This is a genomic window from Janthinobacterium sp. LS2A, from assembly GCF_036543145.1.
Classification (GTDB): domain Bacteria; phylum Pseudomonadota; class Gammaproteobacteria; order Burkholderiales; family Burkholderiaceae_D; genus Janthinobacterium; species Janthinobacterium aestuarii.
This window is the reverse complement of record NZ_JAZHPB010000009.1, coordinates 23,099-42,242: the sequence shown is the minus strand read 5'-3', so window position 1 is coordinate 42,242 and position 19,144 is coordinate 23,099. Positions and strand designations below refer to the sequence as shown.

Below are 19,144 nucleotides of genomic sequence, written 5' to 3'. Positions count from 1 at the left end.
CATGCTGCTCTGGCTCGCTCATTATTTCCAGGACGACATTGGCCCATTGCGGGTCTTTAACTTCATCACGTTCCGCGCCGTCTTCGCCACCTTGACGGCGATTTTGATCGGCCTGTGCGCCGGTCCCGCCGTGATCCGCATGCTCACGCGCATGAAGGTCGGCCAGGCCGTGCGTACGGACGGCCCGCAAACGCATCTGAAAAAACACGGCACGCCCACCATGGGCGGTGTGCTGATCCTCATCGCCATCGGCATTTCCACCCTGCTGTGGGCCGACCTGTCGAACCGTTTCATCTGGCCGGTCTTGATCGTCACCCTGGGCTTTGGCGCCGTCGGCTGGGCCGACGACTACCGCAAGGTGGTGCACCAGGATCCGGAAGGCATGCGCTCGCGCGAAAAATACTTCTGGCAGTCGCTGATCGGCATCGTCGCCGCGTTTTACCTGGCGTTTTCCGTCTCCGTGTCGGAACCCGACGCGGGCCACGTGTGGAATCTGATCTACGCCTGGGTGCAGTCGGGCTTCGCCATGGACCTGCCGCCGAAGGCCGACCTGATCGTACCGTTCTTCAAGACCATCAGCTATCCGCTGGGCGTGTGGGGCTTCATCGCGCTGACCTATTGCGTCATCGTCGGCACCAGCAACGCCGTCAATTTTACCGACGGTCTCGATGGCCTGGCCATCATGCCGACCGTGATGGTCGGCACGGCCCTGGGCCTGTTCGCTTACCTGACGGGTAACGCCACGTATGCGCGCTACCTGTTCATCCCGCACATCCCGGGCGCCGGCGAACTGGTGATCTTCTGCGGCGCGCTGGCCGGTTCCGGCCTGGCTTTCCTCTGGTATAACACGCACCCCGCGAAAGTGTTCATGGGCGACGTGGGCGCGCTGGCACTGGGCGGCGCACTGGGCACCATTGCCGTCATCGTGCGCCAGGAAATCGTCCTGTTCATCATGGGCGGCATCTTCGTCGTCGAAACGCTGTCCGTGATCATCCAGGTCGTCTGGTTCAAGTACACCAAGAAGCGCTATGGCGCCGGCCGCCGCGTCTTCCTGATGGCGCCTTTGCATCACCATTTTGAACAAAAAGGCTGGAAGGAGACGCAGGTTGTCGTGCGTTTCTGGATCATCACCATGATGCTGGTGCTGCTCGGCCTGACCACCTTGAAGCTGCGCTGATGATGTACGACGCTAAAACCGCACTGGTACTGGGCCTCGGCGAATCGGGGCTGGCCATGGCCCTGTGGCTGGCCCGCAGCGGTGCGACCGTGCGCGTGGCAGATACAAGGGAAACCCCTGAGCGCCTGGCCGTGTTGCAGGCTGCCGTGCCGCAGGCGCAGTTCATTGCCGGCGCCTTCACGGCCGACCTGCTTGATGGCGTCGATTTCGTCGCCGTCAGCCCTGGCCTGGCGCCGGGCCGCGAACTGGCGCACATTGCGCCGGCCGCTGCTGAAAAAAATATCCCCGTGTGGGGCGAGATCGAACTGTTCGCACAGGCGCTGGCCGCCTTGAAGGCGGAACGCGGCTATGCGCCGAAAGTCATCGCCATTACGGGCACGAATGGCAAGACGACGGTCACCAGCCTGGTAGGGCTGCTGTGCGAGCGCGCGGGCCTGGCCACGCGCGTGGCCGGCAATATCAGCCCGGCCGCGCTCGACGTGTTGCGCGAAGTGCTCGACGCCGAACCGGCGCCGCAGCCTGTGGCTGAAGGAGAAGAAGCGGCGGAACCCGTCGCCAGCAGCTTGCCGCAAGCGTGGATCCTGGAATTGTCCAGCTTCCAGCTGCACACGACGTTCAGCCTGCAGGCCGATGCGGCCACGGTCTTGAACCTGTCGCAGGACCACCTGGACTGGCATGGCGACATGGCCGCCTACGCTGCCGACAAGGCGCGCATCTTCGGCGAGCAGACCGTGCGCATATTGAACCGCGACGATGCGGCCGTCATGCACATGGCCGATCCGCTGGCCGGGACGATCACCTTCGGCACGGGCGAACCGGTGGACGTGGACAGCTTTGGCCTCGTCAATGAACGCGGCATCTTCTGGCTGGCGCAAGCCGTGCCCAGCGAAGAAGTGATCGAGAAAAAGCGCAAGAAGAACGATCCGGCACCGGAACCGGTGCCGACGATGGCGAAAAAACTGATGCCGGCCGATGCGCTGAAAATCCGCGGCCAGCACAATGCGTCGAATGCGCTGGCGGCGCTGGCCCTGTGCCGCGCCATCGGCTTGCCATTCGCGCCGCTGCTGCACGGCTTGCGCGAATACCAGGGCGAGCCGCACCGCGTGGAGCTGATCACGGCCGTCAATGAAGTCGAATACTACGACGACAGCAAGGGCACGAACGTGGGCGCGACGGTGGCGGCCCTGTTCGGCCTGGGCAAGGCGTTTGGCGGCGCGGAACAGCGTTTGGTGCTGATCGCCGGCGGCGACGGCAAGGGACAGGATTTCTCGCCGCTGGCCGAACCCGTGTCGCGCTACGTGCGCGCCGTGGTGCTGATCGGGCGCGATGCGCCTGCGCTGCGCGCGGCCCTCGAGCCGGCCGGCGTGGACATCGTCGACTGCGCCACCTTGCCGGAAGCCGTCAAGCGCGCCAGCAGCCTGGCGCTGGCCGGCGATGCCGTGCTGCTGTCGCCCGCGTGCGCCAGCCTGGACATGTTCAAGAACTATGCGCACCGCGCGCAGGTGTTTGTCGACGCCGTGCGCGACATCGCCCTGGAAAACGGACAGGATATCTGATGGCCTTCCAACTGCCCTTCAGCTTTGGTTCCGGCTCGGCTGCCAAGCCGCTGGATAGCCGCGCGCGGCAGTCGAAGATGATGGACTACGACAAGCCGCTGGTGTGGGTAGTCCTGCTGCTCATGTTGCTGGGCATGGTGATGGTGTATTCGGCGTCGATCTCGCTGTCGGACGCGCGCAAGTTTGCCGCCTATACGAACAATTACTTTGTCGTGCGCCAGGCGCTGTTCATCGGTATTTCGATCATCGTTGGCGCGCTGGTGTTCCGCATCCCCGTCGCCACCTGGCAAAAGATCGCGCCGTGGCTGTTCATCGGCACCCTGGTGCTGCTGGTGATGGTGCTGATACCGGGCCTGGGCGTGTCGGTCAACGGCGGTCGCCGCTGGCTGAACCTGCCGGGCCTGCGGCCGCAGCCGTCCGAGCTGATGAAGGTGGTGATGGTGCTGTACGCGGCCGACTACACGGTGCGCAAGCAGGAATACATGCACAAGCTGACCAAGGGCTTCATGCCGATGGCGCTGGCCGTTAGCTTCGTCGGCCTGCTGCTGCTGATGGAGCCCGACCTGGGCGCCTTCGGCGTGATCGTCTGCATCGCCATGGGCATTCTGTTTTTGGGCGGCGTCAACGCCATCTGGTTCGGCGGCATCGGCGCCATGCTGACGGCGATCTTCGTCACCATCATCGCCTTGTCGAAATTCCGCCGCGAGCGGTTTTTTGCGTATCTCGATCCGTGGCAGGAAGACAATGCGCTGAACAAGGCTTACCAGCTGACGCATTCCTTGATCGCCTTCGGGCGCGGCGAACTGTTTGGCGTGGGCCTGGGCGGCAGCGTGGAAAAACTGCATTACCTGCCCGAAGCGCATACGGACTTCTTGCTGGCCGTGATCGGCGAGGAACTGGGCCTGGTTGGCGTGCTGATCGTGATCGGCATGTTCTACTGGATTATCAAGCGCGCGTTCGACATCGGCCGCCAGGCGATCGCCATCGACCAGACCTTTGCCGGCCTGACTGCGAAGGGCATCGCCATCTGGATCGGTGTGCAGACCTTCATCAACATGGGCGTGAACCTGGGCCTGCTGCCGACCAAGGGCTTGACCTTGCCTTTGATGAGTTATGGCGGCACGGGCGTACTGATTAACTGTATCGGCCTGGCGATTTTGCTGCGCATCGATTACGAAAACCGGATCCTGATGCGCGGAGGCCGGCTATGAACAACGTGACGAACTTGAAGACGACGAAAAGACTGATGATCATGGCGGCCGGCACCGGCGGCCATATCTTCCCGGGCCTGGCGATTGCGCAGACGATGCGCGCACGCGGCTGGGAAGTGAGCTGGCTGGGCACGACCCACGGCATGGAACAGGACCTGGTGCCGAAGAGCGGCATTCCCATGGACGCCATTGCGTTCTCGGGCATGCGCGGCAAGGGCCTGGCGCACACGGTCAAAGGCGGCTTCAAGATGCTGGCCAGCTTCTTTGCCATCCGCCGCTTCATCGCGCGCCGCAAGCCGGACGTGGTGATGGGCATGGGCGGCTACGTGACCGTGCCGGGCGGCCTGATGGCGCGCCTCAAGGGGGTGCCGCTGGTGCTGGTCAATGCCGACGCTGCGCTGCTGTTGTCGAACAAGACCCTGGTACCGCTGGCGCAGCAGGTGTGCTTTGGTTTCCCTGCCGATTTCGGCAGCGCCGCCGGCAAGGCCGTCGTCACGGGCAATCCCGTGCGCACCGAGATCCTTGCCATGGCGCCGCCGGCGCTTCGCTTCGCGGGCCGCAACGGACCGCTGCGCATCCTCGTGGTGGGCGGCAGCCTGGGCGCGAAAGCGCTGAACGACAATCTGCCCGCCGCGCTGGCGCTGATGCCGGAGGGCGAACGCCCGCTGGTGACGCACCAGTCGGGCAAGAAGAATATCGACGCCCTGCATGCAGCATATGCGCAGGCGGGCGTGCAAGCCAATGTGGTCGACTTCATCGACGACATGGCCAGGGCATATACCGAGGCCGACCTGGTGATTTGCCGCGCAGGCGCCATCACCCTGTCGGAATTGACGGCGGCCGGTGTGGCCAGCGTGCTCGTGCCGCTGGTAGCGTCGACCACCAGCCACCAGCGCGACAACGCGCAATGGATGGCGAAACAAGGTGCGGCGATTCATCTGCCGCAAACGGAAATGAGTGCGGCGTCGCTGAGCACATTGCTGGCGTCCTTGACGCGCGATACCTGCCAGCACATGGCGCAAGCGGCACTGGCAGCAGGCAAGCGCGACGCCAATGAGGCGATCGCACACGTATTGGAAAAACTGGCATGAGGTTAGCTCTGTGAAGCATAAAGTAAACAATATCCACTTTGTCGGCATTGGCGGCAGCGGCATGAGCGGCATCGCCGAAGTGCTGGTCAACCTCGGCTACAAGGTGTCGGGCTCCGACCTGGGCAGCAATGCGGCGACGCAGCGCCTGGCGAGCCTGGGCGCGACCGTCATGCTCGGCCACGCAGCGGAAAATATCGGCGACGCCGATGCGGTGGTGACGTCGGGCGCCGTCCCGCAAGACAATCCGGAAGTGGCGGCCGCGCGCGCGCGCAAGATTCCGCTGGTGCCGCGCGCCGTGATGCTGGGTGAGTTGATGCGCCTGAAGCGCGGCATTGCGATTGCCGGCACCCACGGCAAGACGACGACCACCAGCCTGGTCGCTTCGGTGCTGGCGCAGGGCGGTCTCGATCCGACCTTCGTCATCGGCGGCCGTTTGACCAGCGCCGGCGCGAACGCCAAGCTGGGCTCGGGCGACTACCTGGTGGCCGAAGCCGATGAATCGGACGCCTCGTTCCTGAACCTGACGCCGATGATCGAAGTGATCACGAATATCGACGCCGATCACATGGACACCTACGAGCACGATTTCGAAAAGCTCAAGCAGGCTTTCGTGCAGTTCACGCACCGCTTGCCATTCTATGGCCGCGCCATGCTGTGCATCGACGATCCGCACGTGCGCGCCATCATCCCGTTCGTCACCAAGCCCGTCACCACCTACGGTTTCGCGGAAGACGCGCAAGTGCGCGCCATCAATGCGCGCGCCGTGGGCCTGGAAATGCACTTCACCGTGCTGCAGGAAGGCTATCCGGACCTGGACGTGGTGCTGAACCAGCCCGGCATGCACAATGTGCAGAATGCCTGCTCGGCGATCGCCATCGCGCGCGAAATCGGCATCGCCGACAGCGCCACGCAGCAAGGCCTGGCGGAGTTCTCCGGCGTGGGCCGCCGCTTCACGCGCTATGGCGACGTGGCGCTGCCGAACGGCGGCAGCTTCGCGCTGGTCGACGATTTCGGCCATCACCCTGTGGAAACGGAAGTGACCCTGGCCGCCGCGCGCGCCGCCTATCCTGGCCGCCGCCTCGTGCTGGCGTTCCAGCCGCACCGCTACAGCCGCACGCGCGACCTGTTCGAGGACTTCGTCAAGGTGCTGGGCGCGCCCGACGTGCTGCTCTTGTCGGAGGTGTATGCGGCGGGCGAAGCGCCTATCGTCGCCGCCGACGGCCGCGCCCTGGCGCATGCGCTGCGCGCGCGCGGCAAGATCGAACCGATTTTCGTCGAGTCCATGAAGGACATGGCCGACACCATCATGAGCGTGGCGCGCGACGGCGACGTCGTGCTGACCATGGGCGCGGGCTCCATCAGCGGCATCCCGCAACAACTGACTACGTATCCATCCAACACTGTAAAGGCCTGATGTGAACCAAGCTTCAGCTATCGATGTAAAACAATTGGGCAAGGTCGGCGTCCTGTTCGGCGGCAGCTCGGCCGAGCGCGAAGTGTCGCTGATGTCCGGCACGGGCGTGTTGGCCGCGTTGACAAGCCGCGGCGTGGACGCGCACGCGTTCGACACGGGCGAACGCAGCCTGGCCGAACTGGCCGCTGAAAAATTCGACCGCGTCTTCATCGCGCTGCACGGCCGCTTCGGCGAAGACGGCAGCCTGCAGGGCGCGCTGGAACAGCTGGGCATTCCCTACACGGGCAGCGGCGTGATGGCTTGCGCGGTGGGCATGGACAAGATTTACACCAAGATGATCTGGCTGATGCATCAACTGCCTACGCCGAAGTACGCGGTGCTCGATGACAGCTCCGACCTGGCCAAGATCGCCGCGGAACTGGGCTTGCCGCTGATCGTCAAACCGCCGCATGAAGGTTCGAGCATCGGCATCACCACGGTCAACGAGGCGGGCGCCTTCCAGGCCGCCTACGACATCGCCGCCGGCCTCGATGATTCGGTGCTGGCCGAGGAATTCGTCAAGGGCCGCGAATTCACCGTCGCGATCCTGGGCAAGGGCGCCACGGCGCGCGCGCTGCCGCCGATCGAGATCGTCGCGCCGCAAGGCAATTACGATTACCAGAACAAGTACTTCACGGACGACACGCAGTATTTCTGCCCGCCGCAGCTGGACCCGGCGATCGTGGCGGAGATGGAACGCATCGCCGTGGCGGCCTACCGCGCCCTCGGCTGCGAAGGCTGGGGACGGGTCGATGTGCTGATGCGTGCGGCCGACAGCAAGCTGTTCCTGCTGGAGGTGAATACCTCGCCCGGCATGACGGGGCACTCGCTCGTGCCGATGGCGGCGCGCGCGGTGGGCATCAGTTATGAAGACCTGTGCCTGGAAATCGTCGCTGGCGCGCGTCTGAAAATGCACAAGGGACAGCACTGATATGTGGCATGACGCTAAAAGCCTCAATACGACTGCCAACGGCTTGCTGGCCGCGGTTCTGGTCGTGTGCGTGGCCGCCGGCGTCTGGTGGGTGTCGCAGCGTCCCATGTTCGACCTGCGCACGATCAAGGTGGAAAGCGCGGACGACAAGGGCCTGCGCCACGTGAATTACCTGACCCTGCGCAGCGGTACTTTGGGCCGCATCAAGGGCAATTTTTTCACGACCAACCTGGAAAGCGTGCGCGGCGTGTTTGAATCGGTGCCTTGGGTGCGCCGTGCCAGCGTACGGCGCGAGTGGCCGAACCAGCTGATCGTGGCGCTGGAAGAACACGAAGCGCTGGGCACCTGGGGCGAGGATGGACGCCTGCTGTCGGTCAAGGGCGACGTGTTTACGGCGAATGTGGCCGAAGCCGAAGACGACCATGAATTGCCTGCGTTTGCCGGTCCCGATGGCAGCGAAAAAGAAGTATTGGCCACCTATGTGCAGCTGGCAAAGTGGTTTGCGCCGCTGAAGATGGTGCCGGAAACCCTGTCGCTGTCGAGCCGCTATGCGTGGACCGTGAAACTGAATAACGGCATGAGCGTGGCGCTGGGACGCGAGCAGAATCATACGACCCTGAAGGCGCGGGTCGACCGGCTGGTGGGCATCTACCCGCAGCTGGCGAGCCGGCTGGAAAATATCGACACGATCGATATGCGCTACCAGAATGGCCTGGCACTCAGTTCCGCCGGTCTGGTGATACCGGCCGAAGGCAAGGATGGCAAGCCAGTGATCAAGAAGAAAAACAGCAGTCCGATTAAAAAACCGGCTTAACCGAATACCCAATTAATTAATAGCCCAAAAAACTAGGCGAAAGAAATGACAAAAGACGCGAAAAACCTGATCGTCGGCCTCGACATCGGCACCTCGAAAGTGGTGGCGGTGGTAGCCGAAGTGATGTCCGACGGGCGCCACGAAGTGATCGGGCTGGGCCAGCACGAATCGAAGGGCCTGAAAAAGGGCGTGGTGGTCAATATCGAGGCGACGGTGGAGTCCATCCAGCGCGCGCTGGAAGAGGCCGAGCTGATGGCCGACTGCAAGATCCGCAATGTGTACGCGGGCATTGCGGGCAGCCATATCCGCAGCTTCAATTCCAGCGGCATGGTGGCCATCAAGGACAAGGAAGTGACGGCGACCGACGTGGCGCGCGTCATCGAGACGGCAAAAGCGGTTAACATTCCGACCGATCAGCAATTGCTGCACACGGTGCCGCAAGAGTTCATCGTCGACAGCCAGGAAGATGTGCGCGAGCCTATCGGCATGAGCGGCATCCGCCTGGAGGTGAAGGTGCATATCGTCACCGGCGCCGTGTCGGCGGTGCAGAACATCGTCAAGTGCGTGCGCCGCTGCGGCCTGGAAGTGTCGGACCTGATCCTGCAGCCGATGGCGTCCGCCGATGCCGTGCTCACGCCCGACGAGAAGGAACTGGGCGTGGTGCTGATCGACATCGGCGGCGGCACGACCGATGTGGCGGTATTCTCCGATGGCGCGATCCGCCATACGGCAGTCATTCCCATCGCCGGCGACCAGATCACCAACGACATCGCCATGGCCTTGCGCACCCCGACCGCGGAAGCGGAAGAAATCAAGATCCGCTATGGCGTGGCCAAGCAGGTCCTGGCCGACCCCGGCGAATCGCTGGAAGTGCCTGGCCTGGGCGACCGCGGCCCGCGCAACCTGTCGCGCCAGGCGCTGGCGGCAGTGATCGAACCGCGCGTCGAAGAGCTGTTCGCCATGGTGCACCAGGTGGTGCGCGAATCCGGTTACGAAGGCGTGCTGTCCTCGGGCATCGTGCTCACGGGCGGCACGTCCATCATGCCCGGCATGGTGGAAATGGCGGAAGATATTTTCCTGAAACCGGCGCGCCTTGGCACGCCCGAGTATCGGGGCCAGCTGGCCGACGTGGTGCGCAGTCCGCGCTATGCCACGGTATTGGGTCTGCTGCTGGAAGCGAAGAAGCAATACCTGCGCGGCCACATCGTGACGCGTCAGGACGGCTCGGTGAAGGCAGTCTGGCAGCGCATGAAGGAATGGTTTTTAGGGAATTTTTAAGGGCATGATTTACGCCCGGCAGTACAGGTTTTTTAGCAGCATCGCAGGTACACACACATAACTTAATTTTATATTTAACCGCAGTTTTCAATCTCCAGTTCTCCTACCAATATGAGGCCTGGCGCTTGGAAACCGCATCTGATAGGAGCACATCATGGAGTTCGATATGGTCGATAACACAGCTTTAGGTACCGTCATCAAGGTCGTCGGCGTCGGCGGTGCGGGTGGCAATGCAGTCCAACACATGATCAACAAAGGCATGTCGGGCGTGGAATTCATTGCCGCCAACACCGACGCACAGGCCCTGTCGACATCGAAGGCCCACAACATCATCCAGATCGGCGATACCGGTCTGGGCGCAGGCATGAAGCCTGCCGTCGGCCGCCAGCTGGCCGAAGAGTCGCGCACGCGCATCGCCGATTCGCTGCGCGGCGCGCACATGGTCTTCATCGCCGCCGGCATGGGCGGCGGCACGGGTACGGGCGCCGCTCCCATCGTGGCCGAAGTGGCCAAGGAACTGGGCGCGCTGACGGTGGCCGTGGTCTCCAAGCCATTCTCGTACGAAGGCCAGAAGTGCATGGACATCGCCGACGAAGGCCTGGAGCAGCTGTCCCTGCACGTCGATTCGCTGATCATCATCCTCAACGAAAAGCTGGAAGAGATCTACGAAGACGAAAGCATGCTGGAATGGATGCAGCACGCCGATGATGTGCTCAACAACGCGGTGGCCGGCATTGCCGAGATCATCAACGTGCCTGGCCATATCAACGTCGACTTCAACGACGTGAAAACCATCATGGGCGAGCAGGGCAAGGCCATGATGGGCACGGCGACGGCTTCCGGCGTCGACCGCGCGCGTATCGCCGCCGAACAGGCTGTCGCTTCGCCGCTGTTGGACGGCATCGATCTGTCGGGCGCGCGCGGCGTGCTGGTCAACGTCACGGCCAGCCGTGGCTTGAAAGGTAAAGAGATCAAGGAAGTCATGGCTGCCGTGCGCGCGTTTGCCGCGCCGGACGCGTCGATCGCGCAAGGTATCGCCTACGACGACGCCATGGGCGACGACATCCGCGTGACCGTGGTGGCCACGGGCCTGGGCCGCGCCAAGAAAAACATCCAGCTGGTACCGCAGCAAGTGCTGCGCACCGGCACCCACAACAGCCCGCTGACCCCGTCGGCTGCCATGGGTAGCGCGCAAGCGGCGACGACGACGGTTGGCGTGGCCACGCCGGCCGCCGGTTTCGACGGCATGAAGGCGCCGGCAGTATGGCGCCGCGAATCGGCTTCCGAGCAAGTGCGCGCGATGGAAAAGAATGGTATGGAGACCTACGACATTCCAGCGTTCCTGCGCAAGCAAGCGGATTAAGGTGATCTGATGTCAGTAAAGATGACGGCGGCCTGAGGGCCGCCGTTTTTTTTGCCGGCTTTTGACTTTTGACTTTGCCTTTCCGGCCATTTTCTGCACAAATACGGCAAGTCAGGCATACTATCGCGCAGTGTCGGCATCATGCCGGCAGAACCCTCAACCGACAGTACACAAGGAGTCAACATGACCATCAAGATCGGCGACACCCTGCCAGAAGGCACCCTGGCCGAATTCATCGAAAGCGAAACCGAAGGTTGCGCACTGGGCCCGAACACGTTCAACGTGCAAGACCTGGTCAAGGGCAAGAAGATCGCCATCTTCGGCCTGCCAGGCGCCTACACCCCGACCTGCTCCGCACAGCACGTGCCAGGCTACGTGCAGCACGCTGCCGAACTGAAAGCCAAGGGCGTCGATGAAATCTGGTGCATCTCCGTCAACGATGCGTTCGTGATGGGCGCTTGGGGCCGCGACCAGAAAGCCACCGGCGTCGTGCGCATGATGGCTGACGGCAATGCCGCTTACAGCAAGGCACTGGGCCTGGACGCCGATTTCTCCAAGCACGGCATGGGCACGCGCTCGCAGCGCTACTCGATGCTGGTCGACAATGGCGTCGTGACGCAATTGAACGTCGAGCAGGGCGGCAAGTTTGAAGTGTCGAATGCCGAGACGCTGCTGGGCCAGCTGAAATAATCGTGGCGTAGGTCGGATTAGGCGCAAAGCGCCGTAATCCGACAATATTGTTGACGCCTTCGTGGTGTTGTCGGATTACGCGCTACGCGCTAATCCGACCTACGATGTAAAAAAACGGCGCCATGTTGGCGCCGTTTTTTTATTGCACCACCGGTTTTGTCGCCTCGAACATGGCCGCGTCGATATCGAAGGAATAATCGTCCTGCAGCGCGAAATATCTTCTCGCTTCCTCGGGCGCGCCATCGAACAGGTTGCGGATGGCTGCCACTCTTTCGCTTGGTGTGCGCATGCGCGCCACCCATTCGTCGAACTGCATCGTCAGTTTCCACACGCTGCGCAAGCTGTGCGTGAATCCCGCGTTGTTGAATTTGGCGCCCCATTCGCACGTGCGGTAGTCGCGCACGTGGGAAGCATCGCGCAGCATTTCCACCGCCTGCAAGGTGCTGTCGTACAGGGCCGTTTTCGGCGCGACGATGTCGACCACCAGCAAGGTGCCGTTCGGACGCAGCACGCGCCACGCTTCCGCGAGGGCCGCAGCCACGTCGTTCCAGTGGTGCGCGGAAAAGCGCGTGACGACCATGTCGAAGCTGGCGTCGGCAAACGGCAGGCGCGCCACGTCGCCCTGTTGCGTGCTGATGTTGTGCAAGCCGCGCTGCACCTTCGCGTGGTCGACGACGTCGAGCATGGGCTGCGCCAGGTCGTAGGCGACGACCGATTGCGCCACGGGGGCGACGGCAAAGCTGGCGTGGCCGGCGCCGCAGCCCAGGTCCAGGACGACGGGCTTGCCGTGGCGGCGCGCGCATTCCTGCATCAGCACCAGGTCGGCGCCTTGCGCGTGGACGGCGCTGCTCAGGTAGGCGTTGGCCGTTTTGCCAAACTGTTCGGTAACGACATCGTGCTGCTGCATGGTTTTCTCCTGTTGATGGGTGAGTTCCTGCAGAATAAGGATAAAATTATCCTGTAACAAGACCATAACTTATACTGGTATATTCACTACCATGCATCCATGTCATGTCGAATAAACTTGCTGAATTCATCCGCGCCAGGCGCGAAGCCGTCACCCCCGTCATGGCTGGCTTGCCCGGCGGCGGGAGGCGGCGCACGCCGGGCTTGCGGCGCGAAGAGTTGGCGCAGCTGTGCGACGTCAGTCCCACGTGGCTGACGTGGCTGGAGCAGGGGCGGCCCGTGTCGGCGTCGGCCAAGATGCTGGCCCGCCTGGCGCAGGTGCTGCAGCTGAGCGCGGCCGAGCGCGCCTATCTGTTCGAGGTGGCCGACAAGCATGACCCCAGCCACGCGACAGGCGAGGGCGGTGGGCCTGCCAGCGCCGAACTGGCCGCCATCGTGTCCGCCATTGACGCGCCCGCCTACATCCTCGACCGCGCATGGAACGCCGTGGCGTGGAACGGCGCGGCGTCCACCTTGTTTGCGGGCTGGCTGCAGGCCGGGGACGGCGCACCGAACCAGTTGCGCTTCATGTTCCTGGAGCCTGGAGCGCGCGACCTGGTCGTCGGCTGGCCCGAGCGGGCACAGCGGCTGGTGGCGGAGTTCCGCGCCGATATCGGCCGGCAGGCGGACCAGGCGCCGCTGGCCGGCCTGATCGCGGAACTGGCCGGCGCCAGTGCGGATTTTCGCCAGTGGTGGGGCGCGCAGCAGGTGCAGGGCCGCGATGGCGGCTTGCGCCAGTTTCAGCATGCGCAACAGGGGCTGCTGGCATTCAACCAGGTGACCTTGCACCTGGCGCGCCAGCATGACTTGAAACTGGTGATGCTGTTGCCTGTGTAGTTGCTCCTTTGAAAATGTAAAACGGCCGCGCTTGTTATAATCGGCTTGATGGTGTGGCCTTGCCATGCCGTCCTGGCTCCGGCCGTCGCCATGATGACGGTCCCGCTCTTTCGCCAGGAGTCTGTCCTGCTACCCCACAATCCCAACCTGCGCAGCATCTATGTGATGCTGGTCGCCGTCGCCATGTTTTCCCTGATGGACACGGCCATGAAGCTGTTGTCCGCCCATTATCCCGCCATGCAGGTGACGGCCTTGCGCGCGCTGTCGTCCCTGCCGCTTGTGTGCCTGTACCTGTTGTATCGCGGCGCTTTCAAGAACGTACTGAAGGTGCGCTGGCCGCTGCACGTGCTGCGCGGCGCCCTGGGCGTGATGATGATCACCCTGTTCGCGTATGGCTTGAAGCGCATGTCGCTGGCCGAGGCGTATTCGCTGTTCTTCGTCGCGCCCTTGCTGATCACGGTGCTGTCGGTCTTTATCCTGAAGGAAAAAGTCGACGTCGCGCGCTGGTGCGCCATCGCCGTGGGACTGATGGGCGTGCTGGTGGCGCTGCGCCCCGACGGCTCGGGATTCTTTTCGCTGGCGGGACTGGCCGTGCTGGGCTCGGCCGCCTGCTATGCCATTTCCGCCGTCACGGGCCGTATCCTGAGCCGCACGGACGCCAGCGAAAGCATGGTCTTCTGGCTGATGGTGATGATGGCCGCTGGCGGCGTGGCCCTGTCGGCGCACGAATGGGTGAGCATCCGCCGCGAAGACTGGTGGCTGCTGGCGGGCTTGTCATTGAGCGGCTTCCTGGGGCAGCTGGCGATTACGGAGGCGTTTCGCCATGGCAAGGCGTCCAGCGTGGCGCCGTTCGAATACTCGGCCCTGGCCTGGGGCATGGCCCTGGACTGGATGCTGTGGCGCGCCTTGCCCGACGAATACACCTTGATCGGCGCGGCCATCATCATCGGCAGCGGGATTTACCTGGTGCGCCGCGAAGCCGTGCATGCGGAAAGCGAACATCCGTAAGGAACGGTTGTGGTATTTCTGGCGTGATCCATGCCGCACCGCAACGAAAATCCGGCAAATAGATATAATCGACAGATGTTAAAACAACGCACCATCAAACAACAGGTCCGCACCATCGGTGTCGGTTTGCATTCCGGCACCAAGGTCGAGCTGATCCTGCGTCCTGCCGCGATCGACACGGGCATCGTGTTTCGCCGCATCGACCTCGATCCAATCGTCGAGTTCCCCGCCAGCGCAATGGCCGTGGGCGACACGCGCATGGCTTCCGTGCTGATCAAGGATGGCGCCAGGGTGTCCACCGTGGAACATCTGATGTCGGCGGCGGCGGGCCTGGGGATCGACAATATGTATATCGACGTGAATGCGGAAGAAATTCCCATCATGGACGGTTCCGCCTCGTCCTTCGTCTACCTGCTGCAGCAGGCTGGCGTGGAAGAGCAGCAGGCGGCGAAGAAATTCATCAAGGTCATCAAGCCCGTGGAAGTGCGTCACGGCAAGGGTGACGCGGAGAAATGGGCGCGCTTGTCGCCATACGACGGTTTCAAGCTTGATTTCTTCATCGAATTCAACCATCCGGCCGTCGATGGCACGATGCAGCGCGCCTCGGTCGACTTTGGCGACGTGTCGTATGTGCACGACGTGGCGCGCGCGCGCACCTTCGGTTTCATGCAGGACGTGGAAAGCTTGCGCGGCATGGGCCTGGCCCGTGGCGGTTCGCTGGAAAACGCCATCGTCATGGACGAGTACCGCATCCTCAACGCGGATGGCTTGCGCTATGAAGACGAGTTCGTGCGCCACAAGATCCTCGACGCCATTGGCGACCTGTACCTGGTCGGCCACCCCTTGCTCGCCTACTACACGGCGCACAAGTCCGGCCACGCGCTGAACAACCAGCTGCTGCTGGCGCTGCTGGAGCAGCCCGATGCGTATGAAATCGTCTCGTTCGACACGAACGAGGCGGCGCCGCAATCCTACCTGCGCCAGATGGAGCGCGAGTGGTCGCTGACGTAGGTCGGATTAGCGGGGCGACGCCCCGCGTAATCCGACATACGCGATATGCGTTAATTTAGCGCCGTTATTCTCAGTCCTTCGGTTCGCGGTGGTGGCGCACCATATTGCGCAGCGCCGCGATCAATTGCTCGTTCTGTTTCGACGCGGGCAGGGCCGTGCTCAGCTCTTCCAGGGCCGACATGGCTTTTTCCGGCAAGACCAGCGCCCGCGTATGCACGATGGGCGCGATGCTCTTGATGACTTGCACTTTCAGCTTGATGCCTGAAATCTGCCAGCCCTTTCTTTCCAGTTCCCCTTGCAACTTCGGCAATTGCTGCTTGAGCTTGGCCGCCAGCGCCGCGTTCGGCGTGGCCAGCACCAGTTGGCCGCCTTCGAATTGCAGGATGTCGCAGTGCTCGAACATGGCCGGCAAGGCCTTGGCGCAGTCTTTTTGCAAGGCGGCCAGGCGCGTGACGGTAGGCATCAATGAGGCCATCGTCGCGTTGCCGCGCAGAAAATCGGTTGCGCCCGTGACGGCCGGGCCTGAACGGGCAAAGCCGTAGCCGCGGCGCGGCGCCGGAGAATAAGTGGGAGTTCGCATGGCCGAAACATAGCACACTCGCCCGTGCATGACGAGTGCTGCGGCGGGTGCGGCGCAGGCGGGTGGGCCGTATTGCCTTACAGTATGGAAAATGTCCGCAATTTCTGCCATTTGTTTGTCATTAAGCTATTGTTATATGGCGCATTACCCCAACCATGTCGGGAACGCATGATAAAATCATCGTCTTTTGCCATAGTCGAACTCCGTGCGGTGACGCGATACCTACCTCGTTGTTCCCTACCGAGCTTTTTTTAACGGCGTTTTTTCAAGAATTCAAGCATGTCATTACTGACCCAGATTTTCGGTAGCCGCAACCAGCGGCTGCTCAAGCAATACCAAAAAACGGTACGCGAGATCAATGCGCTCGAGCCGGCCATCGAAAAGCTGTCGGATGCCGAGCTGCAAGCGAAAACGCCTGCCTTCAAGGAACGTATCGCCGCTGGCGAATCGCTCGATGCCTTGTTGCCGGAAGCATTTGCCGTCTGCCGCGAGGCCAGCAAGCGCGTCCTGCGCATGCGCCATTTCGATGTGCAGATGATCGGCGGCATGGTCTTGCATTTCGGTAAGATCGCGGAAATGGGCACGGGCGAGGGCAAGACCCTGATGGCAACCTTGCCAGCCTACCTGAATGCCCTGTCGGGCAAGGGCGTGCATATCGTCACCGTCAATGATTACCTGGCGCAGCGCGATGCCGAGACCATGGGCCGCCTGTATGCATGGCTGGGCCTGTCGACTGGCGTGAACATGTCGCAGATGGAGCACAGCGCCAAGCAGCAGGCGTACAACTCCGACATCACGTATGGCACCAACAATGAATTCGGTTTCGACTTCTTGCGCGACAATATGGTCTACGAAGCGCGCGAACGCGTGCAGCGCAGCCTGAACTTCGGCATCGTCGATGAGGTCGACTCGATCCTGATCGATGAGGCGCGTACGCCGCTGATCATTTCGGGCCAGGCCGAGAACCATACGGACCTGTATCACAAGATCAATGAAGTGCCTGCGCGCCTGACTTTGCAGATCGGCGAAGAAACGCCGGACGGCAAGGGCAAGGTTGAAGTACCGGGCGACTACACCAAGGATGAAAAAGCGCACCAGGTGCTGCTGACGGAAGCCGGCCACGAAAAGGCCGAAGGCATCCTGATGGAGATGGGCCTGCTGCCGGAAGGCGCGTCGCTGTACGATTCGGCCAACATCACCCTCGTGCACCACCTGTATGCGGCCCTGCGCGCGCATGCGCTGTACTTCAAGGATCAGCACTATGTGGTGCAGAACAATGAAGTGGTGATCGTCGATGAATTCACGGGCCGTCTGATGACGGGCCGCCGCTGGTCCGATGGCCTGCACCAGGCCGTCGAAGCGAAAGAAGGCGTCAAGATCCAGAACGAGAACCAGACCCTGGCCTCGATCACCTTCCAGAACTACTTCCGCATGTACGCCAAGCTGGCCGGCATGACCGGTACGGCCGATACCGAAGCGTACGAATTCCAGGAAATCTACGGCCTGGAAACGGTCGTGATCCCGCAAAACCGTCCGCTGCAGCGCAAGGACCGCCAGGATCAGGTCTACAAATCGTCGGCGGAAAAATACAACGCGATGTTGAACGACATCCGCGACTGCTACGAGCGCGGCCAGCCCGTGCTGGTCGGTACGACCTCGATCGAGAACTCGGAACTGCTGTCGGGCATCCTGACTAAGGCCGGTTTGCCGCACAACGTGCTGAACGCGAAGCAGCATGCGCGCGAAGCGGAAATCATCGCCCAGGCAGGCCGTCCGAAAGCCATCACCATCGCCACCAACATGGCCGGTCGCGGTACGGACATCGTATTGGGTGGTAACGTCGAGAACCAGATCAAATTCATCGAAGCCAATGCTGAACTGAGCGACGCCGACAAGGCAGCCCAGTCGCAGACCTTGCGCGATGAATGGCAATCCCTGCACGACCACGTGGTCAATGCGGGCGGCTTGCACATCATCGGCACCGAACGCCACGAATCGCGCCGCGTCGACAATCAGCTGCGTGGCCGTGCCGGCCGCCAGGGCGATCCTGGTTCGTCGCGCTTCTATTTGTCGCTCGACGACGCGCTGCTGCGCATCTTCGCCGGCGACCGCGTGCGCGCCGTGATGGACCGTTTGAAAATGCCGGAAGGCGAACCGATCGAGGCAGGCATCGTCTCGCGTTCGATCGAATCGGCCCAGCGCAAGGTCGAAGCGCGCAACTTCGACATCCGCAAGCAATTGCTGGAATACGATGACGTCGCCAACGACCAGCGTAAAGTCATCTACCAGCAGCGCAACGAGCTGCTGGAAACGACCGACATCTCGGACATGATCGCTTCCCTGCGCCACGGCGTGTTCACCGACCTGGTGCACGAGTACGTGCCGCACGAATCGGTGGAAGAGCAGTGGGATATCAAGGGCCTGGAAAACACCCTGGCCAGCGAATGGCAGCTCGACTTGCCGCTGCAGCAATTGCTGGAAGCTGATTCGACCCTGACGGACGAAGAGATCCTGGAAAAAGTGCTGGCCGCGGCCGATGCCGTGTACCAGTCGAAGATCGATATCGTCGGCAAGGAATCGTTTGGCGGCTTTGAGCGCAATGTCATGCTGCAAAGCGTGGACAGCCACTGGCGCGAACACCTGGCGGCACTCGATCACCTGCGCCAGGGTATTCACCTGCGCGGCTATGCGCAGAAGAACCCGAAACAGGAATACAAGCGCGAAGCGTTTGAACTGTTTGGCCAGATGCTCGACATGATCAAGAACGACGTCACGAAACACGTGATGACGGTACGCATCCAGTCGCGCGAAGAAGTCGATGCGGCCGAACAGGCGATGCAGCAGTCGCACGTGGAAAACGTGCACTACCAGCACGCCGAATTCGACCCGAACGCGGCGCCGGAAGAACTGCTGGCGCCTGCGGCCGGTGGCAATATGGACAACGTTGACGACATGAGCGTGAGCATGGGCGTCAAAGTGGGCCGTAACGACCCATGCCCTTGCGGCAGCGGTAAAAAATACAAAGCTTGCCACGGCAAGCTGGCATAAGGCGGTTTGACAGCCTGAACAAAAACGGAGACTGCGGTCTCCGTTTTTTTATGCCTTTTCAATTTGCGGGCGCGCATGTGTGGGCACGCATGTTCACCAGCGCCGCGAAGGCGCTACAATAGCGCTTCCATTTTCCCTCGCAGAAGAACTC

At 62.3% G+C, this 19,144-nt stretch carries 16 protein-coding genes; 14 read left to right on the top strand and 2 right to left on the bottom strand.

Annotated features, from left to right (window positions below; genetic code table 11):
- Position 1 precedes the first annotated feature (1 nt).
- From mraY to V3C40_RS22675, 10 genes are all read left to right on the top strand, one after another.
- Positions 2 to 1,177, top strand: coding sequence for a phospho-N-acetylmuramoyl-pentapeptide-transferase (gene mraY / locus V3C40_RS22720; RefSeq protein ID WP_034748886.1), 1,176 nt, complete (start codon positions 2 to 4; stop codon positions 1,175 to 1,177).
- The gene (gene murD / locus V3C40_RS22715) at positions 1,177 to 2,733 is read left to right on the top strand and encodes a UDP-N-acetylmuramoyl-L-alanine--D-glutamate ligase (RefSeq protein WP_331778596.1); all 1,557 of its coding nucleotides are present in this window, start codon (positions 1,177 to 1,179) and stop codon (positions 2,731 to 2,733) included. The genes mraY and murD overlap by 1 nt, the downstream gene beginning before the upstream one ends.
- Positions 2,733 to 3,944 carry a putative lipid II flippase FtsW gene (ftsW, locus tag V3C40_RS22710; RefSeq protein ID WP_034748882.1) on the top strand — a complete coding sequence of 404 codons (1,212 nt, stop codon included), beginning with the start codon at positions 2,733 to 2,735 and terminating at the stop codon, positions 3,942 to 3,944. The genes murD and ftsW overlap by 1 nt, the downstream gene beginning before the upstream one ends.
- The gene (gene murG / locus V3C40_RS22705) at positions 3,941 to 5,035 is read left to right on the top strand and encodes an undecaprenyldiphospho-muramoylpentapeptide beta-N-acetylglucosaminyltransferase (RefSeq protein WP_331778595.1); all 1,095 of its coding nucleotides are present in this window, start codon (positions 3,941 to 3,943) and stop codon (positions 5,033 to 5,035) included. The genes ftsW and murG overlap by 4 nt, the downstream gene beginning before the upstream one ends.
- 10 nt (positions 5,036 to 5,045) lie before the next feature.
- Positions 5,046 to 6,449 carry a UDP-N-acetylmuramate--L-alanine ligase gene (gene murC, locus V3C40_RS22700; protein ID WP_058050719.1) on the top strand — a complete coding sequence of 468 codons (1,404 nt, stop codon included), beginning with the start codon at positions 5,046 to 5,048 and terminating at the stop codon, positions 6,447 to 6,449.
- Between the two features lies 1 nt (position 6,450).
- On the top strand, positions 6,451 to 7,419 hold the full coding sequence (locus tag V3C40_RS22695; protein WP_331778594.1) for a D-alanine--D-alanine ligase: 969 nt from the start codon (positions 6,451 to 6,453) through the stop codon (positions 7,417 to 7,419).
- A 1-nt stretch (position 7,420) separates the two neighbouring features.
- A complete protein-coding gene (locus V3C40_RS22690) occupies positions 7,421 to 8,233 on the top strand; it encodes a cell division protein FtsQ/DivIB (protein WP_128141357.1) in 813 nt (270 codons plus the stop codon).
- A 45-nt stretch (positions 8,234 to 8,278) separates the two neighbouring features.
- Complete coding sequence (gene ftsA / locus V3C40_RS22685) at positions 8,279 to 9,511, top strand: cell division protein FtsA (RefSeq protein WP_010394955.1); 1,233 nt, start codon at positions 8,279 to 8,281, stop codon at positions 9,509 to 9,511.
- A 154-nt stretch (positions 9,512 to 9,665) separates the two neighbouring features.
- On the top strand, positions 9,666 to 10,874 hold the full coding sequence (gene ftsZ, locus V3C40_RS22680; protein ID WP_034748865.1) for a cell division protein FtsZ: 1,209 nt from the start codon (positions 9,666 to 9,668) through the stop codon (positions 10,872 to 10,874).
- Positions 10,875 to 11,057: 183 nt separating this feature from the next.
- A complete protein-coding gene (locus V3C40_RS22675) occupies positions 11,058 to 11,564 on the top strand; it encodes a peroxiredoxin (RefSeq protein ID WP_331778593.1) in 507 nt (168 codons plus the stop codon).
- 139 nt (positions 11,565 to 11,703) lie between these two features.
- On the opposite strand, the gene V3C40_RS22670 is transcribed toward V3C40_RS22675, so the two are convergent.
- Positions 11,704 to 12,471 (bottom strand): class I SAM-dependent methyltransferase, encoded by a 768-nt coding sequence (locus V3C40_RS22670; protein ID WP_331778592.1) that lies wholly within the window; start codon positions 12,469 to 12,471, stop codon positions 11,704 to 11,706.
- Between the two features lie 104 nt (positions 12,472 to 12,575).
- Between V3C40_RS22670 and V3C40_RS22665 the strand changes: the two genes are divergently transcribed.
- The 3 genes from V3C40_RS22665 (at position 12,576) to lpxC (ending at position 15,365) form a co-directional block, all read left to right on the top strand.
- A complete protein-coding gene (locus V3C40_RS22665; protein WP_331778591.1) occupies positions 12,576 to 13,346 on the top strand; it encodes a helix-turn-helix transcriptional regulator in 771 nt (256 codons plus the stop codon).
- A 165-nt stretch (positions 13,347 to 13,511) separates the two neighbouring features.
- Positions 13,512 to 14,354, top strand: a complete 843-nt coding sequence (locus V3C40_RS22660; RefSeq protein ID WP_331778688.1) for a DMT family transporter — start codon at positions 13,512 to 13,514, stop codon at positions 14,352 to 14,354.
- A gap of 75 nt (positions 14,355 to 14,429) precedes the next feature.
- A complete protein-coding gene (lpxC, locus tag V3C40_RS22655; RefSeq protein WP_072456936.1) occupies positions 14,430 to 15,365 on the top strand; it encodes a UDP-3-O-acyl-N-acetylglucosamine deacetylase in 936 nt (311 codons plus the stop codon).
- A gap of 70 nt (positions 15,366 to 15,435) precedes the next feature.
- Here the strand turns inward: lpxC and V3C40_RS22650 are convergent, their stop codons facing one another.
- On the bottom strand, positions 15,436 to 15,945 hold the full coding sequence (locus tag V3C40_RS22650; RefSeq protein ID WP_034748833.1) for a DciA family protein: 510 nt from the start codon (positions 15,943 to 15,945) through the stop codon (positions 15,436 to 15,438).
- 279 nt (positions 15,946 to 16,224) lie between these two features.
- Here V3C40_RS22650 and secA point away from each other — a divergent pair, with 279 nt between their 5' ends.
- The gene (gene secA / locus V3C40_RS22645) at positions 16,225 to 18,993 is read left to right on the top strand and encodes a preprotein translocase subunit SecA (protein WP_072456940.1); all 2,769 of its coding nucleotides are present in this window, start codon (positions 16,225 to 16,227) and stop codon (positions 18,991 to 18,993) included.
- Positions 18,994 to 19,144 lie beyond the last annotated feature (151 nt).